The 19,437-nt window shown below is 39.6% G+C and carries 11 protein-coding genes and 1 tRNA gene; 6 read left to right on the forward strand and 6 right to left on the reverse strand.

What is annotated here, in order from left to right; translation table 11 throughout:
- Positions 1 to 125: 125 nt before the first annotated feature.
- Positions 126 to 5,294 (reverse strand): S8 family serine peptidase, encoded by a 5,169-nt coding sequence (locus L4F91_RS06580; RefSeq protein ID WP_395895509.1) that lies wholly within the window; start codon positions 5,292 to 5,294, stop codon positions 126 to 128.
- A 622-nt stretch (positions 5,295 to 5,916) separates the two neighbouring features.
- Here L4F91_RS06580 and L4F91_RS06585 point away from each other — a divergent pair.
- The 3 genes from L4F91_RS06585 (at position 5,917) to L4F91_RS06595 (ending at position 9,322) form a co-directional block, all read left to right on the forward strand.
- Positions 5,917 to 7,554 carry an NAD-dependent malic enzyme gene (locus L4F91_RS06585; protein WP_395895511.1) on the forward strand — a complete coding sequence of 546 codons (1,638 nt, stop codon included), beginning with the start codon at positions 5,917 to 5,919 and terminating at the stop codon, positions 7,552 to 7,554.
- Between the two features lie 127 nt (positions 7,555 to 7,681).
- Positions 7,682 to 8,641 (forward strand): AEC family transporter, encoded by a 960-nt coding sequence (locus L4F91_RS06590; protein WP_395895513.1) that lies wholly within the window; start codon positions 7,682 to 7,684, stop codon positions 8,639 to 8,641.
- Positions 8,642 to 8,914: 273 nt separating this feature from the next.
- Positions 8,915 to 9,322: an OsmC family protein gene (locus L4F91_RS06595; protein WP_395895515.1), complete on the forward strand. Its 408-nt coding sequence runs from the start codon at positions 8,915 to 8,917 to the stop codon at positions 9,320 to 9,322.
- 118 nt (positions 9,323 to 9,440) lie between these two features.
- Here the strand turns inward: L4F91_RS06595 and uvrB are convergent, their stop codons facing one another.
- A complete protein-coding gene (uvrB, locus tag L4F91_RS06600) occupies positions 9,441 to 11,474 on the reverse strand; it encodes an excinuclease ABC subunit UvrB (protein ID WP_250349806.1) in 2,034 nt (677 codons plus the stop codon).
- Between the two features lie 390 nt (positions 11,475 to 11,864).
- On the opposite strand from uvrB, the gene L4F91_RS06605 reads away from it, so the two are divergent.
- A tRNA-Asn gene (locus L4F91_RS06605) sits at positions 11,865 to 11,940 on the forward strand.
- A gap of 162 nt (positions 11,941 to 12,102) precedes the next feature.
- Positions 12,103 to 13,074 carry a calcium/sodium antiporter gene (locus L4F91_RS06610; protein WP_250349805.1) on the forward strand — a complete coding sequence of 324 codons (972 nt, stop codon included), beginning with the start codon at positions 12,103 to 12,105 and terminating at the stop codon, positions 13,072 to 13,074.
- Positions 13,075 to 13,140: 66 nt separating this feature from the next.
- Here the strand turns inward: L4F91_RS06610 and zevB are convergent, their stop codons facing one another.
- Complete coding sequence (zevB, locus tag L4F91_RS06615) at positions 13,141 to 14,169, reverse strand: zinc transporter permease subunit ZevB (RefSeq protein ID WP_250349804.1); 1,029 nt, start codon at positions 14,167 to 14,169, stop codon at positions 13,141 to 13,143.
- On the reverse strand, positions 14,160 to 14,792 hold the full coding sequence (gene zevA, locus L4F91_RS06620; protein ID WP_250349803.1) for a zinc transporter binding subunit ZevA: 633 nt from the start codon (positions 14,790 to 14,792) through the stop codon (positions 14,160 to 14,162). Before zevA ends, zevB begins: the two co-directional genes overlap by 10 nt.
- 352 nt (positions 14,793 to 15,144) lie before the next feature.
- Here zevA and ettA point away from each other — a divergent pair, with 352 nt between their 5' ends.
- Positions 15,145 to 16,815, forward strand: coding sequence for an energy-dependent translational throttle protein EttA (gene ettA, locus L4F91_RS06625; RefSeq protein ID WP_250349802.1), 1,671 nt, complete (start codon positions 15,145 to 15,147; stop codon positions 16,813 to 16,815).
- A gap of 291 nt (positions 16,816 to 17,106) precedes the next feature.
- Here ettA and guaA read toward each other — a convergent pair whose 3' ends face one another.
- Entirely contained in the window at positions 17,107 to 18,666 is a 1,560-nt protein-coding gene (gene guaA, locus L4F91_RS06630) for a glutamine-hydrolyzing GMP synthase (protein WP_395895519.1), read from the reverse strand.
- 65 nt (positions 18,667 to 18,731) lie between these two features.
- Complete coding sequence (locus L4F91_RS06635) at positions 18,732 to 19,382, reverse strand: IS1595 family transposase (protein WP_395895521.1); 651 nt, start codon at positions 19,380 to 19,382, stop codon at positions 18,732 to 18,734.
- Positions 19,383 to 19,437: the final 55 nt, after the last annotated feature.

Raw genomic sequence — 19,437 nt, forward strand, 5'->3', positions numbered from 1 at the left:
TATAGCGAATACAATAATCCTTATGTTGCAAACGTATTCTTAAAAAGTGCGTTTTATAATGAGAAGCGGAGTAAACGGAAAAAAGTATAAAGCACGATAAACCGTGCTTTATGCAAATATGCTATCTAAAAAGAATAACCGACAGAAACATTAACTCGATGATAATGATCTTTAGCCATATCTCCAGATAAAGAAAAACGCCAATTATGATATTGATAGCCCATCCCAATGCCAAATAGTGGTTTCCAATCAGGATAGAGACGATAAGACTGCTCAATATCCACTGAGGTTGTCGCATAGCTTACGCGACCACGATTTTTATTATGTAAGGTTTTTTGTAAAGCTAAGCGACCGAATAAAGTAAGGTTTTTCAGTTTGTATTCTAGCTCTGAAATAACACCAATATTTGTCTGCTCTGTGACTAAGCGATTAATTTTCACATCATCATTTAACATTAAATGTGTTAATTGTTTATGTGTGTAATCAATATTGGCGATATTATGCCATATCCATTGGGCATTAATAGGTTGTGACCAATGAATGCCAAGGGTTGAAGCATAAGATTGAGTATTGCCTTGTGAATGGGTGTTCTGTGTATTAAATTGTTGTTGATATTTTAATTTTCCTACACCGTAGTTAAAACTTGTTAAGAGCGTCCAGTTTGGTATAAATTCATATCCATAGCCTAGACGGAATGCAACATCACGTTCATTAAACGATTTTTCAACCTCTTTGTAATGCTCTTCATATTTCTGCCGCTGCTCACTAATGCTGAAACTGAATCGGTGTTTGCCTTCCACAAGAAGACCATTAATTGCCACACTATTAAAGTGATCAGTCGTATTAATATGGCTAACATCAGGCGAGGCAGAACGATTTTCACCACTAATCCAAAGTGCGGTATGATTTTTTTGTGAAAATGATGCAATCCAATTTAAACGCTGAAAGGCCTCGTGGTTAACCCAGCTTTGCTGCTGATGTATTAATGATTGAATCCCTTGACTGAATAAATATTCAGTAAAATGTGTTCTATCTGTATTGAATAAACGGTTTGCCCATTGTTTTTGCTGTGTATTTAATTGCTGTGAAGCATAGCCTTGATCGAGTTTTTCTAAAACGCGATCGAGTAATCTTGCATCTTCCATTGCACCTAAATAAGCTCTCTGCGCTTTATTCTTTTTATTTATCGAGGACGCTTCCTCTGAATGACCAGTTGATGCGGATTCAGTTGTATTATCTGTTTCAACAGTAGAAGCTGTTTCAGTGGTTGCTGGAACAGTTGTTTCTTCGGTTGTTGATGTTTCCTCTGAATGTCCAGTTGATGCGGATTCAGTTGTATTATCTGTTTCAACAGTAGAAGCTGTTTCAGTGGTTGCTGGAACAGTTGTTTCTTCGGTTGTTGATGTTTCCTCTGAATGACCATTTGATTCGGACTCAGTTGCATTGCCCGTTTCAACAGTAGAAGCTGTTTCGGTCGTTGCTGGAACAGTTGTTTCTTCGGTTGTCGATGTTTCCTCTGAATGTTCAGTTGATTCAGATTCAGTTGCATTGCCCGTTTCAACAGTAGAAGCTGTTTCAGTGGTTGCTGGAACAGTTGTTTCTTCGGTTGTTGATGCTTCCTCTGAATGTTCAGTTGATACAGATTCAGTTGTATTGTCAGTTTCAACAGTAGAAGCTGTTTCAGTGGTTGGTGGAACGGTTATTTCTTCAGTTGTCGGTGTTTCCTCTGAATGACCATTTGATGCGGATTCAGTTGTATTATCTGTTTCAACAGTAGAAGCTGTTTCTTCCGTTGGAGGCGTGACTTTATCGTTAATTACAGGTGTTTCTGGTGAATGCCCATTTGAAGTATCTTGATCTTCTAAGGCTTGCTGAACGCTTTTACGCTGTAATCCTACATAAATCTCTTTTTTATTCTCATCGAAAACAATTGTGTTTGCCACATCAATTAAAGCAGGATTTAAATTAAGTTGAATACCATTATTAACTAACCCATTGGCACGCAATAATACTTCACGTCGGCCGTTTTGTGGCACATAGTATGGAGCAATTTGATCGACATTCATTATGCCTCCAAGGTTTGCTATACCGCTCACATTAATGGTTGAACCAATTGCTTTATTAATTACGCCAGTCGCGTTATTAATTAAATTACCATTGATATTCCAATCTGTTTGATTAAGTGATTCTATTATTCCAAAATTGTTTACACTACCAGATGTTATCGGTTGAGCTTTTTGATCTTTTGATGAAAGCTTAACTAATGTTCCAGATGCGAGTGTTCCTCCTTGTTTTACGATAAAATTGGCTTGATTCGAGCCGTTTAGAGTTAGTTTACCCTGTTCAATGATCCCATCACCCTTAAAGCTATTATTACCATTGAAAACGAGTTCTTTTTCACCTAATTTCGTAAAACCGCCATCACCCTCAATATCATTATTAAAATAATAACGTTCTGCAATACCATTGACAGTAAGTCGGTTATCATTTTGGGAATCAAAGCGCCCATATCCCATTAATGCTTGAGATTTATTAATTACGCCAACACCCCAAGTTTCATCAATACCTGGGGTACCTTTATCAATAGCTGTTGTAAACAGTGTGTTGCGTATATCTTTAGCTTCAAACCAATCATATTTTTGTTTTACTGCAAGGGCTACTCCACTGGCATATGCCGTAGCACTAGAAGTACCACCGGGACGACTAATTTCACGATATCCTTTATCAGGATTAAAATAACTAATTTGCGTATCCACATTAGATGTTATACAGAAGTTTTTAGCTTTTCCACAAGGACGAAATACTTTTTGTCCATTGCTCTTCACACCTGTTACCGCAATAATTGTATCTTTAAGTGAGGTCAGCAAATCCCCAGTATTATTATCAATAAGCGCGATGATTGTACGCCCTGGTTGAGTACCGGCTTCACTGTGATATTCACTGCTTTCGTTACCTGTTGCGAAAAGCTGTAAAGAACCTTGTTCTTTTATATTTTGTACTTGATTGATGTACTCTTGATAATTTTGTATTTCTATAAAATCTTTCCAAATATTTCCAATAACGGGAGCAGCCTTTTGAGTTTGTTGTTGTAAACGTTGGTTTGCAGCATAACTGGCAGATAAGATTGAACGCCAAGAACTATTAGGAGCCCGTACTCCCTGAGTGATATATAATTGACCCGTTCCTGCGGTATTAAGCAAAATACGTCCCATTTTTGAACCATGGAAGCTATGATCATTCACATCTGGCTGAAAGTAATGTTGTACTTCAAAACTCGGTGTTTGATTTGGTTTAGCCGCAACGCTTTCAGGATAAAGTTCCCCTTCTTTGAAGGTACGAGGATCCACTCCTGTATCAACTAACATTGCGATAGCTGGTTTATGAGAGGATGAGGTTGTTGGATAACGATCTGTATCTGTCCAATTCGGAAAATAGTTTTTTTCTGCTTCAGGTAAATCTGCTAAATTTATTACCGCACTTTCTGAATGAGCGGAAACTGTTGTATCCGTTTTTTCTTTATTTGTTATAACTGTATCCGTCGGCGGAGATGGTGGAGTGATCGTATGGGTTAAATCATCAAGTGCCTCGCTAATATTTTTACGTTGTAATCCAACATAGATTTGTTTTTTATTTTGATCAAAGGCAATGGTATCCGCGATATTAACTAATGCAGAATCTAAGTGTAAACGAATGCCATTATCGACCAATTCATTTGCTCGCAACAGCACTTCTCTCCGCCCCGATTGTGGAACATAGCCCTGAGTAATTTGGCTGACTCGCATTACGCCATTTAAAATTGCCTGCCCACTCACATTGATGCTTGAGCCTATTGCCGTATTGATCTCACCTGTTTCCGTATTGGTAAAATCCCCCTCAATATATAATGGTGAAGGATTGATAACTTCAAGACGCCCGCTGTTATAAAGGCTTCCCGTAGAGATTTTATTTGGGCTTGTTCCCGTTGCGAGTGTTGCACCTTGTTTAATTTCAAATTGCGCAGTATTTGTTCCGTTAATGGTGAGTTTTCCTTGTTCTATTACCCCTTTTCCCTGAAAACGATTATTACCATTAAGAACAAGTTCTTTATCACCGCGTTTTGTGAAGCCGCCATCGCCCCCAATATCATTGTCAAAATAATAGCGTTCTGCGATACCATTTACATCAAGCACATTATTATTTTGGGCATCAAAACGTCCATAGCCATTTAACGCTTTTTGTTTATTGATTTCACCTACACCATAAACGACATCTATACCGGTCTCACCTTTATCATTTGCCGTGGTAAAGAGAGTGTTACGAATATCTTTTGCTTTAAACCAATCGTATTTTTGTGCAATAGCAAGCGCAACGCCACTCGCATAAGCGGTTGCACTAGAAGTGCCATTAGGAATATCCGCATAAATCCATTGCTTTAGAATCGGATCAAAATAGTTGATTGGTGTATCTGCATTTGCCGCCAAACAAAAATTTTTCGCTTTTCCACAAGGCTGATATTTTTGCTTACCCTTCGTAATCGCTGTAATGGCGATGACGTTATCTTTTAAACGTTCATCAAGTTGTTCAGAGTTCGGGGCAAGCATTCTTGAGACAGAGGAATAAGGTTCATTAGGAATCGCAGGATCAAGTGGTTCATTGCCATTTGCAAAGAGTAACAAAGAACCTTGTTTTGCAATATGAGCAAGTTTTTCAATATATTCAGGTTGTGCATATTCTGAGATGCCTTCTACCCAAATATTGGCTACAACAGGAGCCGCTCGCCCTGTTTGTGCAATGCTTCTTTCATTCGCCACCCCCATTGCTAATAATCGGTTTCGCCAATGGGGAACTGGCTCACCTCTTTTTCTTACTAAGCCTTGTACTGGATAAATTGAACCACCGCCAGCAGTGTTTAATAATACACGCGCCATTTTTGTTCCGTGCATTTCTGGACCATCGTCTATCATATCTGGGCTAAGTTGAGTGGTAATGTGGTGACTAACAGGATCATAGAAGGAAAAGCCGTGAGCAACAATGCTTTCAGGGTAAATTTCATCTTTTTCAAAGGTATGAAGATCCACTCCCGTATCCACTAACATCGCGCGTAAAGTCGTCAGTTTATCCTGATTAATATGATTATGATCTGTATCTTGCCATTGATGTGGTTGAGCCTGTGCTTCGGGTAAATGTGCTAATTTAGCCACGGCGTCTTGGCGGTTTTCTGCATCATTTTGGTTTCCTTGTGCTAAGTAAGGAAAAAGTGCGAGCGTAATCGCCATCGCCAATGGTGAAAGCGAGAAAAGACGAGGTGAGTTCATTATATGGATATCCTTTAATTATTTTTTGATGTAAAAAGAAGATTGATACGTCTTAGAATGAAAGTTTACTCCAAATTGCTCTAATAGTGTATCTCTTTATGTCAGAATTTTAATCGTAATAGAAATAAAGCTAGCTAATTGCATATTCAGTACAAGATAGTATAAGCCTTGCCGTTCTACTTGAGAAGCCAGATTACAGAGAATTTACTCACAACTTCGTGCGCTTACTTACTTTTAAGCGTACAACCAAAATAACCTTCATCTGCGTTAATCTCATCATCAAATATTTCTAGCTGTAAACTATTTTAGGTCATCCCAAAATATTTTTATCACGCAATAATTCACCCAAGTTACAATAAATGCGCAAAATAACGAGCATTTACTTTTTCAATACATATGAAAATAATTACATTACTAAAAATAACAAAACAAAATAAACAAAAACCCGAATTATACAAAAACCCTTCCAAAATCAATATATTGAAAAAAAAAAAAAAAAAAAAAAAAAAAAAAAAAATAACATTCACTCCACTTGAAATTGTTATTTATGCGCCTATACTCAGTAGCAAATAGCTATTTTACCTCTCGACAAATAATCTATTTCATAAATAAGGAGTTAATAATGAGTCATACCCCTGATATTCTAACTAATCCCCTAACCAATAAAGGCACGGCTTTTACGCTTGAAGAACGTAATAAGTTAGGTTTAACCGGGCGATTACCCGCTGCTGTGGAAACCCTTGATGAACAAGCCAAACGTGCTTATGAGCAGCTTTCGCGTTATGAAAAACCAATGGAAAAATACATTTTCCTTGACCAACTACATAATCGGAATGAAGTGCTTTATTATCGTCTTCTTACCGATCATCTCGCCGAAATGTTACCTATTGTTTATGACCCAACCGTAGGTGATGCAATAAAACAATGGAGTCGTGATTATCGCCGTTCTCGTGCTGTTTATTTAAATGTGAACCGTCCAGAAGATATTCGTGCTTCTTTTGAAACATTAGGGCTTGGCGCAGAGGATGTTGATCTCATAGTCTGTTCTGATGCAGAAGAAATCCTTGGTATCGGCGATTGGGGCGTGAACGGAACGGATATTTCTGTTGGTAAGCTTGCCGTCTACACTGCCGCCGCGGGTATCGATCCAAGCCGTGTCATTGCGGTGAATTTAGATGTTGGTACAGATAACGAAGCATTGCTAAATGACCCAACTTATCTTGGTAATAGACACGCTCGTGTGCGTGGTGAACGCTATGATCACTTAATTAATGAATATTTAAAAATAGCAAGTGAAATGTTCCCAAATGCCCTCTTGCACTTTGAAGATTTTGGCCCTTCCAACGCACGTCGCATCTTAGTTGAAAATCGTGAAAAATACCGTATTTTCAATGATGATATGCAAGGCACTGGCGCAATTGTTATGGCAGCAGTCATTTCAGGTTTAAAAGTTACGAAACAAACATTCGCTGAACAACGCCTTGTCGTCTATGGGGCGGGAACTGCGGGAACAGGAATGGCAGATCAAATTAGTGCCGCAATGGAACGTAATGGACTTTCGCGCGAAGAAGCCAAAAAACGCGTATGGCTCATTGATATTAATGGCTTGGTCACTGATGATATGCCAAATCTACCGAATTACCAGCAAGAATATGCGCGCTCTGCGACTGAAGTGGCAGATTGGCAACGTTCAGAGGGTAAAATTGGTTTGTTAGAAGTTGTAAAACAAGTCAAACCAACCATTTTAATTGGCACCTCCACAGATCACGGTGCATTCACTGAAGAAGTCATTAAAGCACTTTGTGAAGGCGTAGAACGTCCAATTTTATTACCGCTCTCTAATCCGACTGAGCGTATTGAAGTGATGCCGCAAGATGCAATCCCTTGGTCAAAAGGTAAAGCCTTAATCGCAACGGGTATTCCAGTATCTCCTGTGCAATATAACGGAACGGCTTTCTATATTGGACAAGGTAACAATGCGCTGCTTTATCCCGGCTTAGGATTAGGTGTCATTGTATCAGGGGCAAGCCAAGTCACTGACGGAATGTTGCTCGCTGCCGCTGAAGCTGTTGCAAGCCAAGTCAATCCACAAGATTTAGGGGCGGCGTTACTTCCCCCAGTAGATAATTTACGCGCTTCGTCAGCAACGGTGGCTGTCGCCGTCGCCAAACAAGCAATAAAAGATGGTGTTGCAACCAAACAGAGTGATAACTGGGTACAAAGCGTGCAAAACGCAATGTGGCAAGCCGTTTATCGCTAAATACGCCTATGCCGTCTGAAAATCAGGCGGCATTTTTATAAAAAAGACGGCGCTTTTATTAATTAATCTCACAAAGCGCTTTCTAAATAATCCTAAAAAAGAAATTATTCCAACAGAGGAAAATATAATGCTTTTTCTCACCGCACTTGAAAGTGTCTTATCTATCGTTCTGATTATTATATTAGGCTTTTATTTACGCCATAAAGGCTATTTTGCAGACAGCTTTGCTGGCAATATTTCTAAACTCATTATGAATATTGCCCTCCCGGCTTCTATTTTTATTTCTGTGCTAAGTTACCTTACTCGTGAAACATTATTTTCGCTATCAGATGGATTAATTTATGGTACTGCTGCAATATTCTTAGGTTATATTATTGCGTGGTTAATGACAAAAGCCTTCAATATTCAAGCTGGGCGGAAAGGCGTTTTTATTAATACGATAGTAAACGCTAATACCATATTTATCGGCTTACCCTTAAATATTGCATTATTTGGTGAAAATAGTATGCCTTATTTTTTGGTCTATTATGTACTAAATACCATTTCCACTTGGACTTTCGGCGCTTGGCTGATTGCACGAGATAGTAGCCAATCACAATCATCACCACATCGCTTATTTAACTGGAAAAAACTTTTACCTCCACCGTTACTCGGATTTCTTGTTGCCCTCATTTTTTTACTCATCAATATTCCTGTACCAAATTTTATTCATAGCGCATTAAGCTATATAGGGGCAATGGTTACGCCACTTTCACTCATTTATATTGGCATCACGCTTTATGATGCGGGATTAAAAAGCCTCAAATTTGATAAAGACACCATTACCGCACTCATCGGCAAATTTGCTATCGCCCCAGCGATTATGGTATTTCTCATTTTTATAGGTAAAACCGTGCTACCATTGCCAACGATTGAGGCACAAACGCTGATTCTACAATCCTCCGTTTCTGCTCTTGCCATATTGCCTATTCTTGCCAATGAATCCAAAGGTGACGTGTCTTTTGCTACCAATATTGTTACCACAAGCACCTTATTATTTATTCCTATTGTGCCACTGATTGATGGTTTACTTGGGCTTTTAAACTAAATTTACGAAAAAAGCACCGCACTTATAAAAATGCTGTTTATCTGATTTAAACAGCATTTTGTATCATTTTATTTTTTCTACGTTCTTTTGTTACTTAGAGATAAGTCTTATAAAATCCTATTAATCTCTCCATAAATCAAAATAATCAAACTCATCCTATTCCACTTTAATTTCCCTCATTATTTTTCTAAATAAAAAAATAATATATCTTGCACTTCCCCAGCTTTCCTTTTACTCTAATTGAGCTACAAATTAGTCTAATAAGGAGTTCCTATGGCACACATTTCAACGATTCATTACACTGGCAATTTGCACAACGATTTAATCCATTTACAGAGTGGAAACAAAATTTCCACTGATGCCCCTGTGGATAATAATGGTAAAGGTGAAGCCTTCTCACCAACAGATTTACTTGCTGCTTCACTTGCCGCCTGTGCAATGACAATTATGGGAATTCGAGCAAGAGATCTTGGCGTGGATTTGCAAGGCACACGCATCGAAGTAGAAAAAGAAATGGCGCTCAACCCACGCCGAGTCGCACGTATTGTATTAGATTTTTATCTTAACAAAGCGCTTGATGAACGCACGCGTACCACGCTCGAAGCCGCGGCTCACACCTGCCCTGTCGCCAAAAGCCTCAGTGCAGATTTAGTACAAGAATTTCGTTTTCATTACGAATAACATATAAAAAAAGCCTTATTTTCATAGAAAATAAGGCTCTCACTTTCAATTATTTAAACCAGTCTTCAGAAAACTGCTGTGGAGAAATCGGATTAATGTATTCTTGTAAACATAAGATTTAGTTCTCCAAAAACCTTTCCCTTAACTGATGCAACTGATCACGTACCGCAGCGGCTTTTTCAAATTCCAAGTTTTGGGCGTGTTTGTACATTTGTTGTTCCAGTTTTTTGATTTGTTGCTGAAGTTCTTTTGTACTGGTTGGTTGATAAAGTGCGGTAGGTTCTGCCACTGATTTTTGTTTTTGCTTGCTTTTTGCTTTGTTATTGGTTGCACTTTGTCCAATATCAAGCAATTCGCCGACTTTTTTATTCAACGCTTGTGGCACAATGCCGTGTTCTTCATTGTATTTCATTTGTTTTTCACGGCGGCGGTTGGTTTCGTTAATAGCTTTGTCCATTGATTTGGTAATACTATCAGCATACAAAATGGCTTTACCATTTAAATTTCGTGCCGCACGTCCAATAGTTTGGATCAATGATCGTTCGGAACGCAAAAAGCCTTCTTTATCGGCATCTAAAATTGCAACTAAAGACACTTCGGGAATGTCTAAGCCCTCACGTAATAAGTTGATTCCGACCAATACGTCAAATTCCCCTAAACGTAAATCTCGAATGATTTCTACCCGTTCTACGGTATCAATATCAGAATGCAAATAACGCACGCGCACACCGTGTTCTTCTAAATAATCGGTCAGATCTTCTGCCATTCGTTTAGTGAGTGTAGTAACTAAAACGCGTTCATTTTTATCCGCTCTTTGGCGAGCCTCGGAAAGTAAGTCATCCACTTGAATCGCTACGGGGCGGATTTCAATTTCAGGATCGAGTAACCCCGTTGGGCGTACGACTTGATCGATAATCTCACTACCTGATTTTTCTAATTCGTAAGGGCCGGGCGTCGCTGAAACATAAATGGTTTGCGGAGCAAGGCGTTCAAATTCTTCAAAACGTAATGGGCGATTATCCAACGCGGAAGGCAATCGAAAGCCATATTCTACCAAGGTTTCTTTACGTGAACGGTCGCCACGATACATTCCGCCAATTTGTGGCACAGTAACGTGAGATTCATCAATAATTAATAAGCCATCGGCGGGAATATAGTCAAATAACGTCGGAGGTGGCTCACCTTCTTTACGCCCAGATAAATAGCGAGAATAATTTTCAATGCCTGAGCAATAACCCAATTCGTTCATCATTTCAATATCAAACTGAGTGCGTTGGGTAATGCGTTGTTCCTCTAGCAATTTATTTTCTTTGATGAAATACTCTCGGCGCTGCGCCAGCTCCGCTTTGATTTGCTCAATGGCATCTAAAATCCGTTCACGCGGGGTAACATAGTGGGTTTTCGGATAAATGGTGTAACGTGGCACGGCACCGAAATTGGCGCCAGTGAGCGGATCAAATAAACTTAAACGTTCAATTTCATCATCAAATAATTCAATACGAACCGCTTGATCATCAGATTCCGCTGGGAAAATATCAATAATTTCTCCCCGCACTCTGAATGTCCCGCGCTGAAATGCCTGATCATTGCGGGTATATTGCAACTCCGCTAATTTCGCTAAAATTTGTCGCTGGTTAATAATCGCGCCCGTTTGTAAATGTAACATCATCTTCAAATAGCTATCGGGATCACCCAAACCATAAATAGCAGAAACGGAGGCAACCACAATGGTATCACGCCGTTCTAAAAAGGATTTTGTTGCAGACAGACGCATTTGTTCAATTTGGTCATTAATAGACGCATCTTTTTCAATAAACGTATCACTACTTGGGACATAGGCTTCTGGCTGATAATAATCGTAATAAGAAACAAAATATTCCACCGCATTTTCAGGGAAAAACGTCTTCATTTCAGCATAAAGCTGAGCTGCAAGGGTTTTGTTCGGTGCCAACAACATTGCGGGGCGATTAAGTTTGGCAATGACATTGGCAATGGTAAAGGTTTTACCCGATCCCGTTACGCCAAGTAGCGTTTGATGAGCCAAACCATCATTAAGATTTTCGCTCAGCTTTTCTATCGCCTGAGGTTGATCGCCCGAGGGAGAAAAATCGGAATGCAGAATAAACGGTTTGCTGTGAATTTTGTTACTCATAAAAAACGCCCTATTAGAAAAGTGCGGTCAATTTTAGCATAATTTTTTCCTTTCGGCTTGAACAAAACATTAAGTTTTACACAGAGTTATATTTGTCAAGATTGAAATCTCACAAAATCAAAAAAAATTTTAAAAAAATTTCTAGATTTTTATTAACCAATTGATAAATAAGAAAATGTTATTTTACAATCAATTTTATTGCTAATCAGTAAATACCTAGTTTTTTCAAGGGATCAGCGATTTTTTCAAATAAGAACCCACAGACTTATCCACAGGCACTGTGGATATAAAAAAAGAATATAATTTTTCAACATTTTTTTAATTTCACTGTTGACAAAGGAAAGACAGATCATTATCATCTGCGACCAATTCCTTGTGATACAGAATTATTCCTCCTTAGTTCAGTCGGTAGAACGGCGGACTGTTAATCCGTATGTCGCTGGTTCAAGTCCAGCAGGAGGAGCCAATTTTCTCTTTTGGCAGTTTTTATTTGTCTCCTTTTATAAAAGCTATTTAATTCCAAAAGAGCTTAAAGCCCATATCCTCCTTATGGGCTTTTATTTTTTCTAATTAACCTTTCATAAGAATGATAATATCCGTTACTTTTCATCATTTATAGGACAAACAAATGTTTTTATCTTTTCTCGCTATACTTATCGGATTAGTGATTTTAGTCTGGAGTGCAGATCGTTTTATTGATGGTGCCGCTTCTCTCGCCAGCTATTTAGGGATGTCGCCCTTATTAATTGGTATTGTTATTATTGGGTTTGGCACCTCTGCGCCTGAAATCATTGTTTCTGCCCTTTCAGCCCTCAACCACAGCCCGGGGATTGCACTGGGCAATGCTTATGGCTCAAACATCACCAATATTGCGTTAATTTTAGGTGTCACCGCCATTATTAAGCCAATTATCGTCAATTCACAAGTGCTAAAAAAAGAATTGCCCGTGTTAATGTTTGTTACCCTACTTTCTGCTTGTTTAATTTATGATGCCACCATTTCTCGTCTTGATGCCGTGATTTTATTGGCAGTCTTCACACTCTATATGGGCTGGACAATTTGGCAAGGCACAAAACATTCAAGCGATAGCCTTGGGCAAGACATTACCGATGAACTCAAAGAAAAATCACGAATGCCGTTAAAAACCGCCTTATTATGGTTAGTCATTGGATTGGTATTATTAATGGGCAGTTCGCAATTATTAGTGTGGGGGGCAGTAAATATCGCCACTTATTTAGGTGTGAGTGATTTAATTATCGGCTTAACCATTGTTGCCATCGGTACGTCATTACCTGAATTAGCAGCTTCTATTATGGCAGCGAGAAAAAATGAATTAGATCTCGCTGTGGGCAATATTATTGGTTCTAACTTGTTTAACACACTTGCGGTAGTAGGGATTGCAGGTGCTATTACCCCAATTCAAGCAACGTCCGAAGTGTTTAGTCGAGATATGCTCGTTATGATCGCCTTGACGGGCTTACTGTTTTTATTTGGTTATGGGTTCAAAGGACGAACAGGGCAGATTAACCGCCTTGAAGGGCTAATGTTATTTCTCGCTTATGTGGCGTATAATTCTTTGCTTATTTACACCGCACTTTGATTTGAATAATAAGACAATCAAAAGAAAAAAGGGGTGATCTTTCACCCCTATTTTTCACCGGAAAGATTATCCTCCAAATAGCACCGCGCCACCACGCATAGGCAAGGTTGTGCCATAAAAAAGTGCCGTAGCAAAGAAAATCACCACGCCGCCTGCGATCAATTTCACGACAATCTCAGCATAAGGCGAATTTTCCGAGCTAAAATACCAACGCCCCAACTTCACTGCGGTTTGCCTTGCGTATTGCACAATCAACGCAAATAAAGAGAGTGTCATTCCTGTGCCAACCGCCATTGCCATCGCGGCTGCGATTCCCCACTTATAAAGATTGAGCATATAGGAAAGAAAAAGAATAAAAATCGCCCCTGAGCAAGGTCGCATACCAATCGTTAAAATCACAAGCAAGCGGGATTTAAAATTTGTGGCGTGATCTAATTGCTGTGAACTGGGTAAATGTTGATGCCCACAGCAGCAACCTTTTTCGTGATCACAATGGATTTGTGCAACCTGAATGGGGTTCTCCAATCTATTTTTTGCCGAGGTAGGCTTAATAGAATGAATTTTCCCCAGTGAAGCAGTGCGTTTACTCTGACGAAATTTGTGCAAAAATTTCACCGCACTTTGATAAATCCAATAGATGCCCAATAAGAACATCAAAATAAACGCAGAACGTTCAAGCCAAAGCTGGCTCAATTTGAAATAATGGGAAGACAATTGCAACCCCGCCACGAGAATAGATGTTGCCACCACTGCCACCAAGCCCTGCATTAAAGAAGACAATAAGGTGAGCTGAACACTGGTTTTTAATTGAGATTGATGGGTAGATAAATAACTGGCAATCACAAATTTACCGTGTCCGGGGCCAAGGGCGTGTAGCACCCCATACAAAAAACTTATCAGCATTAAGCTTAACCCCGCTTGCACGGGATAGTGATTGATTTGATGTAAATATCCAGAAATACTTTGGTTAAACGCCTTCTGCCAACTCATCGTTTGACCAAACAAATAAGGTAAGACATAAAACCCCAGCACCACCAGTAACAGCAATATTGCGAGGTACTTAATCCCTCTTTTTGTGTGCTTTTTTAATTGCATACAATCTCCACTTTTTGGCTAAACACTTCGCCAAGGGAACTGTCCTCATTACGCTGACTGCGATCTAAAGAAGCTGCATATTCGCGCACCTTCTGATCCACATTCGGTTCAACTACTTTGCCCGAACATTGCGCAGGAAGTTGTGAAAAATCCACCGCACTTTGTTTGTTATTAAGTGTTGGATACGTCATTGCCACAAAATAAGTGGGATCGTATGTTGCTAATTCAAACTGATTTCCCTTTAGCAGTTGGGGGTTAGACAACAAAAAATCAAAATAGTACATCACTTGTGTGCCATTTGATTTCATTCCATAATGCTGTGCCTGTGCTTTATATTTGATCTTGTTCTTATTTTTATCAAAGAGATAGCTAAAATAATGCTCATTCACAATATTTTTCATTGCCTCATCAATCAACTTTTGCTTATCACTCGGCTGAGTGGATTGCGCTAAATCATAAATAATACTGGCGGAACTTGCTTCATCCAACACCCACTGCATTGAAAAGCCCACTAATCTTCCGTCTTCTACCAATACTTTGTTGTGCATATCAATAAAAGCGTGAGGATGGGCAAAACAAGATAAAGGCAATAACACCAACACACTTAAGCACTTTCTTAACATAACTGACCTTAATAAAAATTATTCTCAAAAAACGAATCCTATCACTAAACCCCATTTGAAACAAAATGCTCGCTGGAAATTCACTTGCTTAAATAGTATAAAAAAACAGTATTTATGTGATTTACATCAAAAAAATGTAAGTTGATCATTTCTTTATACACAATTTCTTTGTAGTATATACACCGTCAAGTGACAGCTTGATATTCATAAAGTTCCTAAATAAAATAATCAAAATAAATAGCTAAACTACTTTCCTACCTCCCGTTTGGGAGGTTTTTTTTCGCTTTCAATTCGCCAAAAACAAAAACATCAAGTAAAATAACCGCACTTTTTACAGCTAAGAGAACAATTTATGTCATCACAATTTGTTTATACTATGCATCGTGTCGGTAAGGTTGTGCCGCCGAAACGTCATATTTTAAAAGATATTTCCTTAAGTTTTTTCCCGGGTGCAAAAATTGGTGTGCTAGGGTTAAATGGTGCAGGGAAATCCACCCTGCTTCGCATTATGGCTGGCGTGGATAAAGAATTTGAAGGAGAAGCGCGTCCACAACCCGGAATTAAAATTGGTTATCTCCCACAAGAACCTAAGCTAGAACCACAACAAACCGTACGCGAGGCCGTGGAAGAAGCCGTTGCCGATGTAAAAAATGCCTTAACACGTTTAGATGAAGTTTATGCGCTTTATGCCGATCCTGATGCTGACTTCGATAAACTTGCCGCCGAGCAAGCACAATTAGAAGCTATTATTCAAGCGCACGATGGGCATAATCTAGAAAACCAACTTGAACGTGCCGCTGATGCGTTACGTTTACCGGATTGGGATGCCAAAATCGAGCATCTTTCAGGGGGAGAACGCCGTCGCGTAGCACTTTGCCGCTTATTGCTTGAAAAACCAGATATGCTGTTATTAGATGAGCCAACCAACCATTTAGATGCAGAGTCAGTCGCTTGGTTAGAGCGTTTTTTACACGATTACGAAGGGACTGTGGTTGCCATTACCCACGACCGTTACTTCCTAGACAATGTCGCAGGTTGGATCTTAGAGCTTGACCGCGGTGAAGGCATTCCTTGGGAAGGCAACTATTCTTCGTGGTTAGAGCAAAAAGAAAAACGCCTTGCCCAAGAAGCGGCGGCAGAATCTGCTCGTCAAAAATCCATTGAAAAAGAGTTAGAATGGGTTCGCCAAAATCCAAAAGGCCGTCAAGCAAAAAGCAAAGCCCGTATGGCGCGCTTTGAAGAATTAAATAGCGGTGAATATCAAAAACGCAACGAAACCAACGAATTATTTATTCCACCGGGTCCACGTTTAGGGGATAAAGTCATCGAAGTGAGCAATTTAACTAAAGCTTATGGTGATCGAACATTAATTGATGATTTATCTTTCAGTATTCCAAAAGGTGCGATTGTTGGGATTATCGGGGCGAACGGTGCAGGAAAATCGACCCTTTTCCGTATGCTTTCTGGGCAAGAACAACCTGATAGTGGAAATATTACGCTTGGTGAAACCGTGGTGCTTTCTTCTGTGGATCAATTCCGTGATGAAATGGACGATAGTAAAACAGTATGGGAAGAAGTCTCGCACGGACAAGATATTCTGCGTATTGGTAACTTTGAAATCCCAAGTCGTGCTTATGTTGGACGTTTTAATTTTAAAGGCGTCGATCAACAAAAACGTGTTGGTGAATTGTCTGGTGGGGAACGTGGGCGTTTACATTTAGCCAAGTTATTACAAGCTGGGGGAAACGTGCTGTTATTAGACGAACCAACCAACGATCTTGACGTGGAAACCCTACGCGCCTTAGAAAATGCGATCTTAGAATTCCCGGGCTGTGCAATGGTAATTTCCCACGACCGCTGGTTCTTAGACCGTATCGCAACCCATATTCTGGATTACGGCGATGAAGGCAAAGTTACTTTCTATGAAGGTAACTTCTCAGACTATGAAGAATGGAAAAAGAAAACATTCGGTGCTGATGCACTACAACCGCATCGTATTAAATACAAACGTATAGCAAAATAATGGCATTAAAAAAGGCGAAATGATGATTTCGCCTTTTTGTTATAAACGGTATATAAAATCAACGCCCTGAATCAATGGAAAAATTTGAAAATCGTAGATACCACGCCAATTTCCAACTCAAATATGTAGCAACCAGTTTAATACGTCAGTCTGTCTACTTTTCTGTGAAAACTCTACAAGAGACATCCAAATAATTACGCTAATTTACTACAATGCCAGCTTTGAAAAAATATATTTAAATTTTAGCCCTCAAAAGTAGGATCAATACCTACTTTCGAGCTTAAAAACTTGCTACTCCCACTCAATCGTCGCAGGTGGTTTTCCGCTGACGTCATAGACTACGCGGGAAATGCCATCAACTTCATTAATGATACGATTGGAAATTTTGCCGAGTAGGTCGTAAGGCAAATGCGCCCAATGTGCGGTCATAAAATCAATGGTTTCTACGGCACGAAGAGAGACAACCCAGTCATATTTACGTCCATCGCCCATTACACCGACAGATTTTACCGGTAAGAATACCGTGAACGCTTGGCTAACTTTATAATACCAACCTGAGTTGTAAAGTTCCTCAATAAAGATAGCATCGGCACGACGGAGTAAATCACAGTATTCTTTTTTCACTTCACCAAGCACGCGTACGCCTAAGCCCGGACCGGGGAATGGATGGCGGTTGAGCATTTCAGCTGGTAGCCCGAGAGCTAATCCGATTTTTCGCACTTCATCTTTGAATAATTCGCGTAATGGCTCTACCAAACCAAGTTTCATATAATCCGGCAATCCGCCTACGTTGTGATGCGATTTAATCACGTGTGCTTTGCCTGTTTTACTTGCGGCAGATTCAATCACATCAGGGTAAATCGTGCCTTGTGCTAGCCATTTTACGCTGCTGAGTTTTTTCGATTCATCATCAAACACATCAACGAACACTTTACCGATCATTTTGCGTTTCGCTTCTGGATCATCAATGCCTTTTAATGCACTTAAAAAGCGATCTTCCGCATTCACATGAATGATATTTAAGCCAAATTTATCACCAAACATTGCCATTACTTGCTCTGCTTCATTAAGGCGTAGCAAACCATTATCTACAAAGACACAATGTAAGTTTTTACCGATAGCACGGTTTAATAATAAAGCCGTAACGGAAGAATCCACACCGCCTGACAAACCTAAAATGACTTCATCATTACCAACTTGCGCTTTGATACGAGCGATCGCATCTTCAATGATATTTTCTGGTGTCCAGTTACGTTCACAACCACAAATATTCACCACAAAATTAGTTAAAAGGGCTAAGCCGCTTTTTGTGTGGGTAACTTCAGGGTGGAATTGCACACCATAAAAGTGGCGATTTTCATCGGACATTGCGGCAATAGGACAAGTTGGCGTAACACCCACAATTTGAAAGTGCGGTGGTAATTGGGTAACTTTATCGCCGTGACTCATCCAAACATCTAATTTATGATCACCGTCATCTAAACCGGCGAAAAGTGCGGTTGGATTTTGCAAAGAAACAGAGGCATAACCAAATTCACGGTGGTCAGAGGTTTCAGTTAAACCACCTAGCTGCATTGCCATTGTTTGCATTCCGTAGCAAATCCCTAATACTGGCACGCCCGCATTAAACACATATTCAGGCGCACGCGGACTGTTTTCTTCCGTGGTGCTTTCAGGTCCGCCTGAAAGAATAATGCCTGTTGGGTTAAATTCACGGATTTGTTCTTCCGTTACGTCCCACGCCCAAAGTTCACAATATACGCCAATTTCTCGTACACGGCGTGCAATAAGCTGGGTATATTGTGAACCAAAGTCCAAGATTAAAATTTTATGGTTGTGAATGTTGTTCATTGTTTACCTTTAATGTGTTACACCCTTATTAGGGTAAATAAAAAATTAGGGGCTGTCCTAGATAACTAGACTAAACTCCCTTTAACTAGTTGTTTTAAAATGGAAATTTGAGTTTTTATGTCACTGTAATTAAAACGCCATTCGCATTCCTTTAAATAAAGCTCAAAATGGGCTTTAGGAATACCATTAAATTTGCGTAAATGGCGTTTTGCTTGGCTCCAAAAATTCTCAATTCCATTAATGTGGTTATGATTTTCAGCAAAATGTGTGCTGTGGTTGATACGAAAATGGCTAAATTCACTCACATCAAGCACATCATAACTACGATAAGTATCGGTGTAAACAATACTATCAGGCTTTACTTTCTCTCGAATAATAGGTAACAAGGTGGCTGATTGAGTATTCGGAACCGCAACGGTATAAACCTTGCCATTGCGTTTAAGGAGCCCGAATACTGCGATTTTCCCTGCCGCGCCACGACCACGTTTACCTTTGCGGGTACCACCAAAATAACTTTCATCGGCTTCAATTTCACCTTCAAACATTTCTAAGTGTAGGCTATTTTGATAGATGAGCAGGCGTAAACGATGAAAGTAGTATGCTGCTGTTGTTTTGTTTACATTGACCAACTCCGCAGCAGTCCTTGCTGTAATCCCTGCGACAAATAGCTCAATGAGTTTATTTTGTTTATGCTGACTTAGACGACTTTTTCTCATTGGTTCATTCTAACCTAAATAGAGTTTTTAGTCGTTATCTAGGACAGCCCCAAAA

The organism is Avibacterium sp. 20-126 (genome assembly GCF_044358625.1).
Classification (GTDB): Bacteria; Pseudomonadota; Gammaproteobacteria; order Enterobacterales; family Pasteurellaceae; genus Avibacterium.